The 13,101-nt window shown below is 71.4% G+C and carries 13 protein-coding genes; 9 read left to right on the top strand and 4 right to left on the bottom strand.

Features of this window, described 5'->3' with window-relative positions; all coding sequences use genetic code 11:
- The first annotated feature begins 99 nt into the window (after positions 1–99).
- The 4 genes from OIC96_RS02825 to OIC96_RS02810 are packed head-to-tail and all read left to right on the top strand — an operon-like array spanning position 100 to position 4,205.
- Positions 100–990 (top strand): fumarylacetoacetate hydrolase family protein, encoded by an 891-nt coding sequence (locus OIC96_RS02825; RefSeq protein WP_330309479.1) that lies wholly within the window; start codon positions 100–102, stop codon positions 988–990.
- Between the two features lie 6 nt (positions 991–996).
- Positions 997–2,217 carry an amidohydrolase family protein gene (locus OIC96_RS02820; RefSeq protein ID WP_330309480.1) on the top strand — a complete coding sequence of 407 codons (1,221 nt, stop codon included), beginning with the start codon at positions 997–999 and terminating at the stop codon, positions 2,215–2,217.
- Entirely contained in the window at positions 2,214–3,674 is a 1,461-nt protein-coding gene (locus OIC96_RS02815) for a carboxylesterase/lipase family protein (protein ID WP_330309481.1), read from the top strand. The genes OIC96_RS02820 and OIC96_RS02815 overlap by 4 nt, the downstream gene beginning before the upstream one ends.
- Before the next feature lie 12 nt (positions 3,675–3,686).
- Positions 3,687–4,205 carry a carboxymuconolactone decarboxylase family protein gene (locus OIC96_RS02810; protein ID WP_330309482.1) on the top strand — a complete coding sequence of 173 codons (519 nt, stop codon included), beginning with the start codon at positions 3,687–3,689 and terminating at the stop codon, positions 4,203–4,205.
- On the opposite strand, the gene OIC96_RS02805 is transcribed toward OIC96_RS02810, so the two are convergent.
- Entirely contained in the window at positions 4,202–5,128 is a 927-nt protein-coding gene (locus OIC96_RS02805; RefSeq protein ID WP_330309483.1) for a LysR family transcriptional regulator, read from the bottom strand. The genes OIC96_RS02810 and OIC96_RS02805 overlap by 4 nt on opposite strands.
- Positions 5,129–5,328: 200 nt before the next feature.
- Between OIC96_RS02805 and OIC96_RS02800 the strand changes: the two genes are divergently transcribed.
- The gene (locus OIC96_RS02800) at positions 5,329–6,210 is read left to right on the top strand and encodes an SDR family oxidoreductase (RefSeq protein WP_330309484.1); all 882 of its coding nucleotides are present in this window, start codon (positions 5,329–5,331) and stop codon (positions 6,208–6,210) included.
- Between the two features lie 61 nt (positions 6,211–6,271).
- Here OIC96_RS02800 and OIC96_RS02795 read toward each other — a convergent pair whose 3' ends face one another.
- Positions 6,272–7,231, bottom strand: coding sequence for an alpha/beta fold hydrolase (locus tag OIC96_RS02795; protein WP_330309485.1), 960 nt, complete (start codon positions 7,229–7,231; stop codon positions 6,272–6,274).
- Positions 7,232–7,419: 188 nt separating this feature from the next.
- Here OIC96_RS02795 and OIC96_RS02790 point away from each other — a divergent pair, with 188 nt between their 5' ends.
- The gene (locus OIC96_RS02790; RefSeq protein WP_330309486.1) at positions 7,420–8,160 is read left to right on the top strand and encodes a GntR family transcriptional regulator; all 741 of its coding nucleotides are present in this window, start codon (positions 7,420–7,422) and stop codon (positions 8,158–8,160) included.
- Between the two features lie 23 nt (positions 8,161–8,183).
- On the opposite strand, the gene OIC96_RS02785 is transcribed toward OIC96_RS02790, so the two are convergent.
- Positions 8,184–8,957: an SDR family NAD(P)-dependent oxidoreductase gene (locus tag OIC96_RS02785; RefSeq protein ID WP_330309487.1), complete on the bottom strand. Its 774-nt coding sequence runs from the start codon at positions 8,955–8,957 to the stop codon at positions 8,184–8,186.
- Between the two features lie 226 nt (positions 8,958–9,183).
- Here OIC96_RS02785 and OIC96_RS02780 point away from each other — a divergent pair, with 226 nt between their 5' ends.
- The 3 genes from OIC96_RS02780 to OIC96_RS02770 all read left to right on the top strand — a co-directional run bounded on the left by OIC96_RS02780 (position 9,184) and on the right by OIC96_RS02770 (position 12,623).
- Entirely contained in the window at positions 9,184–10,044 is an 861-nt protein-coding gene (locus OIC96_RS02780) for an intradiol ring-cleavage dioxygenase (protein WP_330309488.1), read from the top strand.
- 94 nt (positions 10,045–10,138) lie between these two features.
- Positions 10,139–11,278 carry a formylglycine-generating enzyme family protein gene (locus OIC96_RS02775; protein WP_330309489.1) on the top strand — a complete coding sequence of 380 codons (1,140 nt, stop codon included), beginning with the start codon at positions 10,139–10,141 and terminating at the stop codon, positions 11,276–11,278.
- A gap of 130 nt (positions 11,279–11,408) precedes the next feature.
- The gene (locus tag OIC96_RS02770; protein WP_330309490.1) at positions 11,409–12,623 is read left to right on the top strand and encodes an FG-GAP repeat domain-containing protein; all 1,215 of its coding nucleotides are present in this window, start codon (positions 11,409–11,411) and stop codon (positions 12,621–12,623) included.
- A gap of 42 nt (positions 12,624–12,665) precedes the next feature.
- Here OIC96_RS02770 and OIC96_RS02765 read toward each other — a convergent pair whose 3' ends face one another.
- On the bottom strand, positions 12,666–13,031 hold the full coding sequence (locus tag OIC96_RS02765; RefSeq protein ID WP_330310402.1) for a Zn-ribbon domain-containing OB-fold protein: 366 nt from the start codon (positions 13,029–13,031) through the stop codon (positions 12,666–12,668).
- Between the last annotated feature and the right edge of the window lie 70 nt (positions 13,032–13,101).

Here is a 13,101-nt window from a genome sequence, read left to right as displayed (position 1 = left end):
CGTAAGCCACCGCCGCATTTTGTGTCCACACTTTGCGCGACTCTTGACGCCAAACCCACCTCTGGGCAGGCTGACTGTCGACAGTTAAGGAGTGGTTCGATGAAACTGGTGACGTTCGACGACGGGCTCGTGGGCCGTCTCGACGGTGAGACCGTCGTGGAACTCGATGTCCCGACGACCCGCGCGTTCTTCGAGCGCGACGGCCAAGTGGGGGAGACCGGGCGGACGTTCGCGCTCGCCGATGTGCGGCTGCGCGCTCCGATCGTGCCGAAGAAGTTCTTCCACACGGCCGGCAACTTCCGTGAACACCATGAGGACCTGGTCCGGGTCGACTGGTCCCATCCGGTGAACAAGGGCATCGTCTTCTTCCAGAACGTGGACGCGATCATCGGCCCGGACGAACCCGTCGTGTACCCCGCGAACCTCACCCGAGAGCTGGACTACGAACTCGAACTCGCCGTCGTCATAGGGAAGCCGGGCCGGTTCTTCTCCGCCGAACAGGCCGCCGAGCACATCGCCGGATACCTGGTCTTCAACGACATCACCGCGCGCGACATCCAGCGCAAGGAGATGGAGTCGGGCGTCTTCTCCTTCTCCAAGGCGATCGAGACGTTCTGCCCCATCGGCCCGTACATCGTCACCGCCGACGAGATCGACGACCCGCACGACCTCGACATGGAGCTGCGGGTCAACGGCGACGTCCGCCAGAAGTCCCACACCTCCCGGATGTCGGTGTCGATTCCGCAACTGGTCGCCTATCACTCGCCGCAGATCTACAGCGCGGGCGACCTCATCACCACCGGCACCATCGCGGGCGTCGCGGCGAGCACCGCCGACCCGTTCGCCAACTACCTCCGCCCGGGCGACGTGGTCGAGGCCGAGATCGAGGGCCTCGGCATCCTGCGCAACCCAGTGGTCTCCTGGCAGGACGCGTACGGGACCGCGGAGCCGCCCGCCGAGTGGGGGCACTCCCTCTGGGGGAGGGGCTGAGCCGCCATGACCGCGACCCTCTTCACCGACGTCCGGGTCTTCGACGGCACCGGACGCGATCCCTTCCCCGCGGAGGTCCTCGTCGAGGGCGGCCGCATCACCGCTGTGGCGCCCAACATCCCCGCCGGCCAACGGCGTTCGGCCCGCGTCATCGACGGCGGCGGTGGCACCCTGCTCCCCGGGATCGTCGACGCGCACGCCCACCTCGGCTTCGGCTCCACCGTCGAGCACCGCTCCCGGCGCCGCGACGAACCGGACGAGGAGAAGGCCCTGCTGGTGGCGCACGCAGGCCGCGTCCTGCTCGACCACGGCATCACCAGCGCCTACTCGGGCGGCAACCGGCTGCCCCGCACGGAGATCGCGGCCCGCAAGGCGTTCGCCGAGGGCTGGATGCCGGGGCCGCGTCTCAAGGCCGCGTCCTGGGAGGGCAGCGCGGGCATGGTCGAACCCGGGGTGTACGACTTCCCGGGCATCGACGGCCGTGCCTCGGACCCGGAGTCGGTCGCCCGGTTCGTCGAGGGCATGGCCGAACTGGGCGTCGACATCGTCAAGTTGTCGCTCTCCGGCGAGAGCGCGGTGGTCGCCGGCAGCTCGCGGATCGTGCAGTTCACGGAGGAGGAGGTGGCCGCCGCGGCACGCGCCGCCCAGCGGCGCGGTGTCTGGCTGACCGCGCACGCGCACGCCGCCGAGTCCGTCAAGATGGCCGTACGTCAAGGCATCCGCGCCCTCTACCACTGCACCTTCGCCGACGAGGAGGCCCTCGACCTCCTGGAGGCCGCCCGCGACCGCGTCTTCGTCGCCCCGACCCCCGGCATCATCCACGCCAACCTGTACGAGGCCGACAGCGAACCCGAGCCCGGCATGGAGGTCGAGGCGACCGCCAAGGCCGTACGCCAGGTCGTGCCCGAACTCGTGAGGCGCGGGATACGCGTCGTCCCGGGCGGAGACTACGGCTTCGCCTGGAACCCGGTCGGACGCAACCTGCGGGACCTGGAACTCTTCGTCGAGTGGTTCGGCTTCACTCCCGCCGAAGCACTGCGCGCGGCCACCCAGTACGGGGGCCAGATCATGGACATGGAGGACGAACTCGGCCTCATACGGGAGGGTTTCCTCGCGGACCTCGTCCTCGTCGACGGTGACCCCCTGACCGACATCCGCATCCTCCAGGACCGCGACCGCCTCGTGGCGATCATGAAGGACGGCGTGTTGCACAAGGCGCGGGCGTGATCCGCGCGCGCACCACGGGCGGGCGGCTCGTGGGGGAGTGGGACACCGGCATCGCCGTCTTCCGCGGCATCCCGTACGCCGAGCCACCGGTCGGCGAACTGCGCTGGCGGCCGCCCCGGCCCGCCGCCGGCTGGGACGGCGAGAGACGCGCGTACGACTTCGGCCCTGCCCCCTTGCAGCCACAGCCGCCCCGCGACTCGATCATGTACCACACCAACTTCGCCGACCGGCGGGCCCTGGTGATGAGCGAGGACTGCCTCTACCTCAATGTGTGGACCCCCGACCCGGCCGGGCGCGGGCTCCCGGTGATGGTGTGGATCCACGGCGGCGGCAACCGCTACGGGCACGGCGGGCTGGACCTGCACGACGGTCGCGCCCTGGCCCGCCGGGGTCTGGTCGTCGTCACCCTCAACCACCGCCTCGGCGCCCTCGGCTTCCTCGCCCACCCCGAACTGGCCGCGGAGGACGACCTCGGGGCATCCGGCAACTACGGCCTGCTCGACATGGTCGCCGCCCTTACCTGGGTCCGCGAGAACATCGCGGCCTTCGGCGGCGACCCCGACCGGGTGACCCTCGCGGGCAACTCGGCAGGGGCCGCGCACATCTGCCACCTCATGGCATCGGCGGCGGCCCGGCCCCTCTTCCGCGCGGCCGTCGGGCAGAGCGCCTCGGGCATCGGCCGCGCCGAGGGGCCGCTCCCGGACCAGAGCGCGGCACAGAAGCAAGGGCTGTGCTGGGCGGGGGAGTTCGGGGACCGGGACATCACCGGACTGCGGCGGACGAGCGGCGTGGAGCTGGTCCTCAAGGGCCACTTCGGCCCGGTCGTCGACGGTCGCCTGCTGACCGAGCCCACGGACGACGTCTTCGCCTCGGGCCGCCAGCACGCCGTACCGCTGCTGGTGGGCACCAATCTCGACGAGGGATCGGTGTACACCTCGCTGGACGCCCTGAGAAGGCTGCCGGTGGAACCCGGTTCGGACGAGGTGTACCCGGTCCGTGACGCCGGCCAGGCCCGGCGCACCGTACGGCAGTTCACCGGTGAGAGCCGCTTCACCTACCCCGTGTGGCGCTGGGCCACGGCACACCGGGCGAGCGCCCGGACGTGGATGTACCGCTTCACCCGGACACCTCCGCTGCCCGCCGGACTCGACCTGGCCGCCCCACCCGACGGTCTGCCGGGATACGGCGTGCACCACACCGCCGAACTGCCCTACGTACTCGACAACTTGGACCAGCGCCCCTGGCCCTGGAGCGAGCTGGACCGCGAGCTGGCGCGCACGATGGCCGACGCGTGGGCGCGGTTCGTGCGGACGGGGGACCCGAACGGGGGCGCGCTGCCCGCGTGGCCGGTCTTCACCGGCCCCGAAGTGATGTTCTTCGGCGACACCGTGGAGGCGGGGGTCTTCGACCGCCTGGAGGCGATGAATCTCTTGGCGCGCACAGCTCGCCCTCTGTGAAAGGAGTGCTACGTGGCACGACTGCCGGAGACCGACGGCACCGGCGAGATCGCCGAACGCATCCGCGAGCGGCGGGGCGGGACCCTGCGCCCGCTCGACCGCATGCTGCTGCACAGCCCCCAACTGGCCGACGGGTGGAACAGCCTGCTCGGCGCGGTCCGGCAGCGTATCGCCCTGTCCGCCGACATCCGCGAACTCGTGATCCTGCGGATCGCCGTCCTCAACCGGGCCGCGTACGAGTGGACGGCACACGAGCCCGAGGCCCGCCGCGCCGGCCTCGACGACACCCAACTCGCGGCGGTGCGCGCCGAGAACGCCGCCGAGCACCCGGAACTCGACGCACGCCACCGGCGGGTCATCGCCTACACCGACGCGATGACCCGCGACGTCCATGTCCCGGAGGGGCTCTTCGACGCCCTGCGGGCCGACTTCAGCGACATGGAGCTGGTCGAACTGACCGCCACCGTCGCCGCGTACAACATGGTCTCCCGGTTCCTGGTCGCCCTGGACGTACAGCCGAGCGAGCCCTAGCCGAGGCCGTCCGGTGCGGCGGGGCCGGGACCGGGACCGGTGAGGTGGGCCTGGGCGTACTTGCGGAAGGCCGCCACCAGGCGGCCAGGGTCGCCGGCGCGGGTCGCCAGCACGACGTGGCTCGGCTCGACGCCGTACAGGGGGACCGTGGTGAGATCGGGGCGGAGACTGTCGACGCGCGGATCGGCCGGGACGATGGCCACGGCCTCCCCGGTGGCGATGGCCTCGAGTTTGTCCTCGAAGGCCGCCACGAAGGGGCCGTCGGGTGCCCGGCTCCCGTCGGGTCGTGGATCGACGCGCCAGAAGGCGTCGAAGGCCGCGTCGGACACCCGGGGCAGGGGTTCGTCGGCGATGTCGTCGAGGGTGACGGACCCCTTGCCGGCCAGCCGATGGCCGCGAGGGACGAGGAGCGCCCGCGGCTCGTCGTAGAGGACCGTCACGTGCAGCTGGCCGGTCGGGAACGGCAGCCGGGTCACCGTCGCGTCCACGCGGTGATCGAGCAGAGCCGCGCGCTGTTCGTTCCAGGGCAGATGCAGGGTGTGTACGTCGGCGTCCGGGTGCCGGCGGCGCAGCTCACGCACCGCCGGGGTGACGATGAGGTTCGCGGTGTAGCCGATGGTGATGCGGCTGGGCTGGGCGGCGGCCCGGGTGCGCGCCGAGGCCTGGGCGGCCGACCGCAGCAACGCCTTGGCGTGCGGCAGGAAGACCTCGCCGGCCTCGGTGAGCCGGCTGCCCTGCGGGGTGCGGTCCAGCAGGCGGGCGCCCAGTTGCTGTTCGAGGCGGCGGATCTGCCGGCTCAGGGACGGCTGGGCGATGTGCAGGGCGGCAGCGGCGCGGCCGAAGTGCCGGTGCTCGGCGACGACGGTGAAGTACCTCACCAGGCGCAGATCGAGGTCCACCGGAGGCGGCGGAGAGTCGGACATGCTGCGAGCGTAACCCCTCGTGCGCGCCAGTTGACACCAGACTGACACCTTGACCTGTGGCGATGCCTGAAGCGTATGGACTGATGCGGAACAAGTCTTGGACGTGGAACTCCCTGCGGTCGCACCGTGGAAGCACCGGCCCGGCACCACCTGAGTGGCGCATCGGGCCGGCCTCAACGTTGTGTCATAAGGAGTGCACCATGCGTGTGTTCGTCACCGGGGCGACCGGATTCATCGGCAGCGCCGTCGTCCGCGAGCTGCTGGGCGCGGGGCATCAGGTCGTCGGCCTCGCCCGCTCGGAGAAGGCCGCCGCGTCGCTGGAGGCCGCCGGGGCCGGGGTGCACCGCGGCGCCCTCGACGACCTGGACAGCCTGCGCGCCGGAGCGGCCGCGGCGGACGGTGTGATCCATACCGCGTTCATCCACGACGACTTCACCGATTACGCGGGCGCGGCCCGGACGGATCTGCGCGCGATCGAGACGCTCGGTGAGGCGCTCGCGGCATCCGGCCGGCCCTTCGTCGTCACCTCCGGCACCGCCGGTCTCGTGACGGAGGAGGACGAGCACGAGTCCACGTCGCCCGCGCCGGCCCGCCTCCCCTCCGAGGCGGCGGCGCTGTCGTTGGCCACGCGCGGTGTACGCGTCTCTGTGGTGCGACTGCCGCCGTCGGTGCATGGCGAGGACGACCACGGCTTCGTCCCGCAGATCATCGCCGTCGCCCGCGCGAAGGGCGTCTCGGCCTACCCGGGTGAGGGGTCCAACCGCTGGGCGGCCGTCCACCGGCGCGACGCCGCGCGGCTGTTCCGGCTGGCCCTGGAGACGGCGCCCGCGGGGGCGCGGCTGCATGCGATCGGCGACGAGGGCGTACCGGTCCGCGACATCGCCGACGTCATCGGCCGGCACCTGAAGCTGCCCGTGACCGCCATTGCCCCGGAGGAGGCTCCCGGCCACTTCGGCTGGCCCGGAGCCTTCTTCGCGAGGGACGTCCCGGCCTCCAGCGCCCTGACCCAGAAGCGCATGGGATGGCATCCCGAGGGGCCCGCGCTCATCCCGGACCTCGACGAAGGCCATTACTTCAGTTAGAAGTCACTCGTCCTCGCGCGGGAGTTGCTCGTCCATACCTGGGACTTGCTCTTCCCGCGCGCTACCGGCTGTGCCGCTTCATGAAGCGCACCAGCAGCCGGTTCCACGCGGCGGGCTGCTCCCAGTGCGGATTGTGGCCCGCCTCGCGGACGACGTGTGTCTCGCCGCCGCTCACATGCGCCGCGTTCAGCCGCATCACGGAGGGCGGGCTGTACAGGTCGGCGTCGCCGGTGATGAGTTGGACCGGCAGGGTCAGCGTCTCCAGAGCCGCCCAGGTGATCTCATGGGCCAGTGACTGCGCGAACGCGTCCGCCGTCCTGGCCCGGGCGTTGATGGCGAGCCAGGCCGCGACACCGTCCCGGTCGCCTCCCCGGTACGAGGGCCCCAACTCCTTGAAGTCGACGGGCATGTCGCCGAACGGGTCGGGCTGCAGGGTCGAGGTGAGTTCCTGGTACTCGGTGTCCTGGATGCCCATCACACTGCCCGAGACGGTGAGGCTGCGCAGCCGGTCCGCGTACGAGAGGGCGTAGTCGAGGGCCACCGGGCCACCGGCCGCCGACCCGGAGAGGTGGAAGCGGTCCAGGCCGAGGTGGTCGGCGAGGGTGTTGAGGTCCCCCGAAGCGGTGTCGGCCTCGGCCCGGGTCCCGGCCACCGAGCCGTACGCACCGCGCCGCGAGTACCCGATCACCCGGAAGCCCGCGCGGGCCAGGACCGGCTGCTGGTACGGCCAGCTCTCACCGCTCCCCGAGCCGGGGTGCAGCAGGACGACGGGCTGCCCGCTGCCACCGGTGTCCCAGCACCACAGGCTGCCGCTGCCCGAGACGGGTATCTGATACTCGGTCACCGGCAGCTGCTCCGGAACGGGCACGGGCTGCCAGGGGTCCTCGGTGGATCCGGAAGCCGCGTGGGCCGCGCCCTGTCCGGCGCCCGTCGCCGCGAACGCGGCCAGCGCGGCGCCGCCGACGACCGCGCGTCGGCTCGGCCCCGGACCGGGGGTGGCCGTCGTACGTTCTCTCCGCATGGTTCCTCCTGAACTCTCGTACTCCGCCGGAACTCTTGTGTGTCGACTTCTGTGTCGCTTCTGTGTCGACAGGTAACGCTGGACCGGGATGTGTATCAGCCATACGGTGAGATAGTGTCGACACCGTTGGATTGCCTGTGCGTTTGGACCAGACCTGCCAGCGCGGGCCGGACAGGGAGAATCGCCGCATGACCGATCAGGACACGCACCTCGTGCTCGGGCGCCTCCTGCGGCTGCGGGACCGTCGTGAACCGCTGGTCGCGCAGATCGCCGAGTGGGTGGGGGCGGGCATCATCGAGGGCCGCCTCGAACCGGGCCAGGACCTCAACAGCGTCGACCTGTCACGCCGGTTCGACACCAGCCGCACGCCCGTGCGCGAGGCGCTGATGCTCCTCGAACAGGAGGGCCTGGTCGAGATGAAGGCGCGTCGCCGGCCCCGGGTCGCCGCGCCCTCCCTCCAGGACATCCGCGACATCTACCAGGTGCGGCGCCAGCTCCTTTCGATGCTCGCCGGGCTGCTGGTCGAGCGCGCCACGGACGAGGAGCTGGCCGGGCTGCGCACCCGGGTCGAGCGGATGCGGAAGCTCGCCGACGACGGTGACGTGGACGCGTACTTCTGGAGTCATGTGCAGCTCCAGGAGCGGATGACCGAGATCGTCGGCAATGCCACGCTGAAGCAGATCCTCGACTCGCTGGCCCTGCGCACCCTGATGCTGCGGCACCTGAGCCTGACCCGGGCGGGCCGCCTCGCCTACAGCGTCGACGACCAGGAGCGGCTCCTCCAGGCCTGCGAGGAACGCGACGGCGAGCTGGCCTCGGCGCTGATCGCGGGGGCGACGGTCCGTGCGCTGCGGGCGGTGGAGGAGCAGGTGGAACAGGACACCGCGGGCGCCCGCAAGCCCACGCGCAGACGCCGCACCGCGTCCTGACGTGCGGGCGTACCCGGGGGCGTTCACTTGGCGAGCACTCCGCCGTCCACGGGGAAGTTGCCGCCCGTGACCCACCCGGACTCGTCGGACGCCAGATAGACCGCGCACCAGGCGATGTCCTCGGGCCTGCCCACCCGGCCCAGCGGGATCCGGGCGAGGAGCGCGTCCCGGGCCGCGCCGTCGTGCGCTCCGGCCGACTCGGTGGCGGGGGTACGGACCATGCCGGGCGAGACGGTGTTCGCCCGGATGCCCAACGGGCCGCCTTCCACAGCGAGTTGGCGCGTCAGCCCGAGGACGGCCGACTTCCCCGCGCAGTGCGCGACCATGCCGAAGGTACCGCTGCCCCGAAAGGCGTTCACCGAGGCGAAGTTGATGATCGAGCCGCCGCCGGACGCCTCCATGTGCGGCCAGACCGCTCGTACGGGCAGGAAGACCACATCGATCTCGCCGCGCAGCGTCGGCGTCCACTGGTCGTCGAAATCCATCGTCGCGGCCGGTGCCATGTGCGGGGCGATGGCGCCCGCGGTCACCAGGACGTCGACACGGCCGTGCCGGATGTACGCCTCGTCCGCGAACCGGTCGGCGTCGGCGGGCTCGGTCATGTCCAGGGGCGCGAGCACATCGAGATCCAGGCCCCTGTCGTGCGCGAGTTTCCGGGTGCGTTCCGCCGCGCCCTCGTCGATGTCGCAGCCGACGACCGTCGCGCCCTGCTCGGCGAAGAGCAGGGCACATCCCTGACCGATCCCGGCGCCCGCGCCGGTGACGAGAGCGACTTTGCCGGAGAGCCTGCCGGTCACGTGGACCTCCCATGTCAGGGGCTGCCGATCGAGGCCGGAACGGGCCCCGCACTCCTTCCTAGTGTCGACACAATGGCGCGGTCAAGGGTTGTGACGTCACCAATGGGCCTAACTGTCGACAGTCTGCCGATGATGACCGGAAATCGAGTGGTGCCCGGAGGCACTTATGGAAATGACAGCCGAGTGACACCTGGGCCATAGGAGGCGCCCCTACGTTCCGGCGTCCATGACTGAGAACTCTCCTGCCGAGCAGCAGGACGAAGCGACCCACCAGGCTCCCGGCACAGTGAACCGCCGTCATGTCATCGCCGCGGGCGGAGCGGTCGCGGCCGCCGCCGGCCTCGGCCTCGCGGCGACGGCCTCCGCCACCCCCGCGACCTCGGCCGCGGCCGCGGCGGCGCGGCCGACCAGGCCCACCCGTTCCGCGTCGGCCTCCGCCACGGCGACCGCCACCGCGACCGCGTCCAGCGGCGTCTGCTCGCTGACCGCCGAGGTCACCGAGGGCCCGTACGCCCTGGAAGGCGCCCTGATCCGCACCGACATCACCGAGAGCAAAACCGGCGTACCGGTGAAGTACACCTTCACCGTCGTCGACGAGGACAACAGCTGCGCCCCGCTGGAGGGCGCGCTGGTGGAGATCTGGCACGCCGACACCCTCGGTGAGTACTCCGGGTTCGTCGGCGGCAACGGTCACTCGGAGACGGACGACGGGACCTTCCTGCGCGGCGGGCAGATCACCGACTCCAACGGCCAGGTCTCGATCACCTCCATCTGGCCCGGCCACTACGTCTCCCGCGCCGTCCACGTCCACATGCGGGTCCACACCGACGTCACGCTCACCGACGACTCGTACACCGGCGGCTCGATCATCCACACCGGCCAGCTGTTCTTCGACTCCACCCTCAACACCAAGGTCCAGGCGCTGTCGCCGTACTCCTCCAACACCACCAAGGAGACCGCGCTCGCCGACGACACCGTCTACGACGACGGCGGGGCCTCCTCCGGCCTGCTGACCCTCACCGCGCTGGGCAGCTCCGTGTCCTCCGGCTACGCCGCGACGCTGACCGTCGGCGTCAGCACCAGCTGAGTCCGCCTCCCCCGACGGCCGGTCACGCGGTTCTCCCCCTGTCGCCGCGTGACCGGCCCCACCCTGCTCGTTCCCTCTCCCCAAAGGTCACGCCATGACCGGTACACACACGCGCCAACCCCTGCTCAGCAGACGCAAGTTGTTCGCACTCGGCGGCGCGGGCGCCGCCGGACTGCTCGGCACCACCCTCGCCCTCCAGGCCACGGCGAAGCCGGCCCACGGGCGCCGCCCCCGCCCCGCGGCTTCCCCTTCGGCCTCTTCCTCCACCACGGCGAGTCCGTCGGCCTCCGCCTCCGCGAGTGCCTCGACCGACGCCTCGGCGGCCACGACCGTCGCCGGACAGACGCTCGTCGAGATCCCCGCCAACCTCTCCTTCGTCTTCGCCACCGACCTGTCCAACAACGAGGGCGCGGGCGAGGCCTCCGCCATCGCGTCCGCGTACTCGCTGGGTGCGTACGAGGTCACCAACGCCCAGTACAAGGCGTTCCTGGACGACAGCTCGCGTACGGCCCCCAGCTACTGGGACGGCGACGACTTTCCCTCCGGCAAGGACGAACACCCTGTGCTGTACGTCTCGTTGGAGGACGCCGAGGCCTACTGCGACTGGCTCACCGGCCGGGCGGACGGTTGGACCTTCCGGCTGCCCACCGAGGCCGAGTGGGAGAACGCCGCGCGCGGCCCCGACGCGTACGCGTACCCGTGGGGCGACACCGCCGGCACGACGTACGCATCCGGTGTCCTCACCAGCAAGTACAACTACAACGCCGTCTGCGCGGCGTACTACCTGGCCAACTACGGCTCCACGGAAGCGACCTACAACAACGAGAACTCCACCCGCTACGGCGAGAGCGAACCGATCTCCGACATCATCGCCGTCACCTCGACGGGCGGGGTGAGCGGCTGGATCGACCACACCACCTGGACCGGGTTCGTCTACACGGACGTCTTCGACGAGCTGACCGCGAGCGGCGGCAACACCTCGGCCGTCGGCGCCTATCCGGACGGAGCCGGCTCCTACGGTGCGTACGACATGGCCGGGAACTGCTTCGAGTGGACGTCGAGCATCATCACGGCCACCAATGGCGGCGAGGCCGGACAACAGGTCAACGCCGTGCGCGGCGGCTCCTGGTACGCCACCGGCAGGAGCTGCGCCACGAGCTATCGCGGAGAGGGCCGTGACGGCAGCGGCGGTTATCTGACTGTCGGCATCCGGGTCGCGGCCGATCAGTCGTAGCGCTGATGACGCGGCAGCCGACCGGTCGCCGAGGCCGCCGACCTCGTAGCCGATCGAAGTCCAGGGCGGCGCAGGCCGGTTGAGGCCGCGGATGCCCCATTCACGACGTACGCAAGGCACAAGGAGCCGCATGAAACGCAAGAAGCACCAACGCACCCACCGTGTTGCCCTGGCGGGCGCCGCCGGGTTGGTCCTGGCCTGCACGGGCGCCGCGGGGCCGGCCGTGGCGGCGGGCGGTCCCGGGCACGGTCACGGACAGGGGTCGACCCGTCCCAGCGCGTCGGTCACGACCGGCGACGTGTGCGAGGGCACCCTCTCCTACACCCAGCTCGGCACCTCCGCGACGGCCTCGACCAACACCCGGCACGTGGCCGTCGCGGATCTCGACGGCGACGGTACGCGGGACGTCGTCGCCGCCAACCTCGACGACAACTCGGTGACGGTCCTGCTGGGGCAGGGTGACGGTACGTTCGCCACCGGCACCACCTACGCGGTCGGCACCCGCCCGTACCAGACAGCCGTCGCCGACTTCGACGGCGACGGAAGCCTCGACCTGGCGACGGCCGACTTCGGGGGAGCGCAGGTCAGTGTCCTGCTGAACGACGGGGCCGGCGGCTTCGGGGCGGCGGGCGCCCTGGATGTCGGCGAGGCCCCGCGTGCCCTGGCCGCGGGTGATCTCGACGGTGACGGGAACGCGGACCTGGTCGTGGCCGAGCAGGGACCGAGCGCCGTACGCGTCCTCCTCGGCAACGGCGACGGCACCTTCGACGACCAGGGCGACACCTCGACCGGCGGTCAGCCGCACGGAATCGTGGTCGCCGACTTCGACGGCGACGGGGCCGCGGACGTCGCCACCGCCAGCGTCGGCAGCGACGGGGTGAGCGTCCTGCTCGGCGACGGCACGGGCGCTCTCGGCACCGGCACCGACTACGCCACCGCCTCCCGGCTCTACTCCCTCACCCAGGGCGACTTCGACGGCGACGGCACGACCGACCTGGCCGCCGTCAGCAACGGCTCCAACACCCTGGACGTCCTGCTGGGGGAGGGGGACGGGACCTTCGGGACCGCCGCCGCGTACACGACGCCGGGTCTGCCCGTCGCGGTCGCCGCCGGGGACCTCGACGGCGACGGCGCCTCGGACATCCTGGTCTCGTCCCTCAAGGGCAACTCCGTCACCCTCTTCCAGGGCTCGGACGACGGCACCCTCACCCAGCTCGCCGAGCTGTCCGCCACCGGTGCCTATGACGCGGCGGCGGCCGACCTCGATGGTGACGGGGTGCGGGACATCGCCGTGGCGAACAGCACCGGGGGGCAGGTGGACGTCTTCAAGGGCGCCTGTTCGTAGCGGGAGTCCTGCCCTCCGGCGGCCGCGGCCGCGCCGGGACCGTCAGACCCAGCTCCGGTAGGGCCCGTCGACGAGCTGGAACACGGGCTGTCGGCGCACCGGGTCCTGGGCGGTGGCGAGTTGGACCCGGTCGCCGCTGTGGACGTCGGAGGGCGAGCCCATGACCCGGCCCCGGACGGTGAACCCCTCGGCCATCTCGATGAGGGAGACGTTGCGCGCCGCCGGGGTGTTGCGGTGGATCACGGTGGAGTGGCGCACGATGCCCGTCCCCGCGCTCGCCTCGGTCCGCAGGTCGCTGCCCGCGCAGACCGGGCAGAGGAGGCGCTGGTACATCGCGGTGCCGCACCAGTGGCAACGCTGGAAGAGGAGGGCGTCCGCCTTGTGTTCCGCGGGGGCCGCGTCGAGCATGTCCGGCGCGGCTCCGAGCCCCGGATGAAGGGCGATTCCTGGGTGGTACACGATGTCATCTCCCTGCGCT

This window comes from Streptomyces sp. NBC_00775, assembly GCF_036347135.1.
In the GTDB taxonomy this organism is placed as follows: Bacteria; Actinomycetota; Actinomycetes; order Streptomycetales; family Streptomycetaceae; genus Streptomyces; species Streptomyces lutosisoli.
The sequence above is the reverse complement of the archived record's forward strand: the minus strand, read 5'-3'. Positions and strand labels throughout refer to the sequence as shown.

Excerpts from the sequence above, each read along its gene's own strand:
- OIC96_RS02825 (WP_330309479.1), top strand. The coding sequence starts at position 100 with ATGAAACTGGTGACGTTCGACGACGGGCTCGTGGGCCGTCTCGACGGT.
- OIC96_RS02820 (WP_330309480.1), top strand. The coding sequence starts at position 997 with ATGACCGCGACCCTCTTCACCGACGTCCGGGTCTTCGACGGCACCGGA.
- OIC96_RS02805 (WP_330309483.1), bottom strand. The coding sequence starts at position 5,128 with ATGTCCGACTCTCCGCCGCCTCCGGTGGACCTCGATCTGCGCCTGGTG.
- OIC96_RS02800 (WP_330309484.1), top strand. The coding sequence starts at position 5,329 with ATGCGTGTGTTCGTCACCGGGGCGACCGGATTCATCGGCAGCGCCGTC.
- OIC96_RS02795 (WP_330309485.1), bottom strand. The coding sequence starts at position 7,231 with ATGCGGAGAGAACGTACGACGGCCACCCCCGGTCCGGGGCCGAGCCGA.
- OIC96_RS02790 (WP_330309486.1), top strand. The coding sequence starts at position 7,420 with ATGACCGATCAGGACACGCACCTCGTGCTCGGGCGCCTCCTGCGGCTG.
- OIC96_RS02780 (WP_330309488.1), top strand. The coding sequence starts at position 9,184 with ATGACTGAGAACTCTCCTGCCGAGCAGCAGGACGAAGCGACCCACCAG.
- OIC96_RS02775 (WP_330309489.1), top strand. The coding sequence starts at position 10,139 with ATGACCGGTACACACACGCGCCAACCCCTGCTCAGCAGACGCAAGTTG.
- OIC96_RS02770 (WP_330309490.1), top strand. The coding sequence starts at position 11,409 with ATGAAACGCAAGAAGCACCAACGCACCCACCGTGTTGCCCTGGCGGGC.
- OIC96_RS02765 (WP_330310402.1), bottom strand. The coding sequence starts at position 13,031 with ATGCTCGACGCGGCCCCCGCGGAACACAAGGCGGACGCCCTCCTCTTC.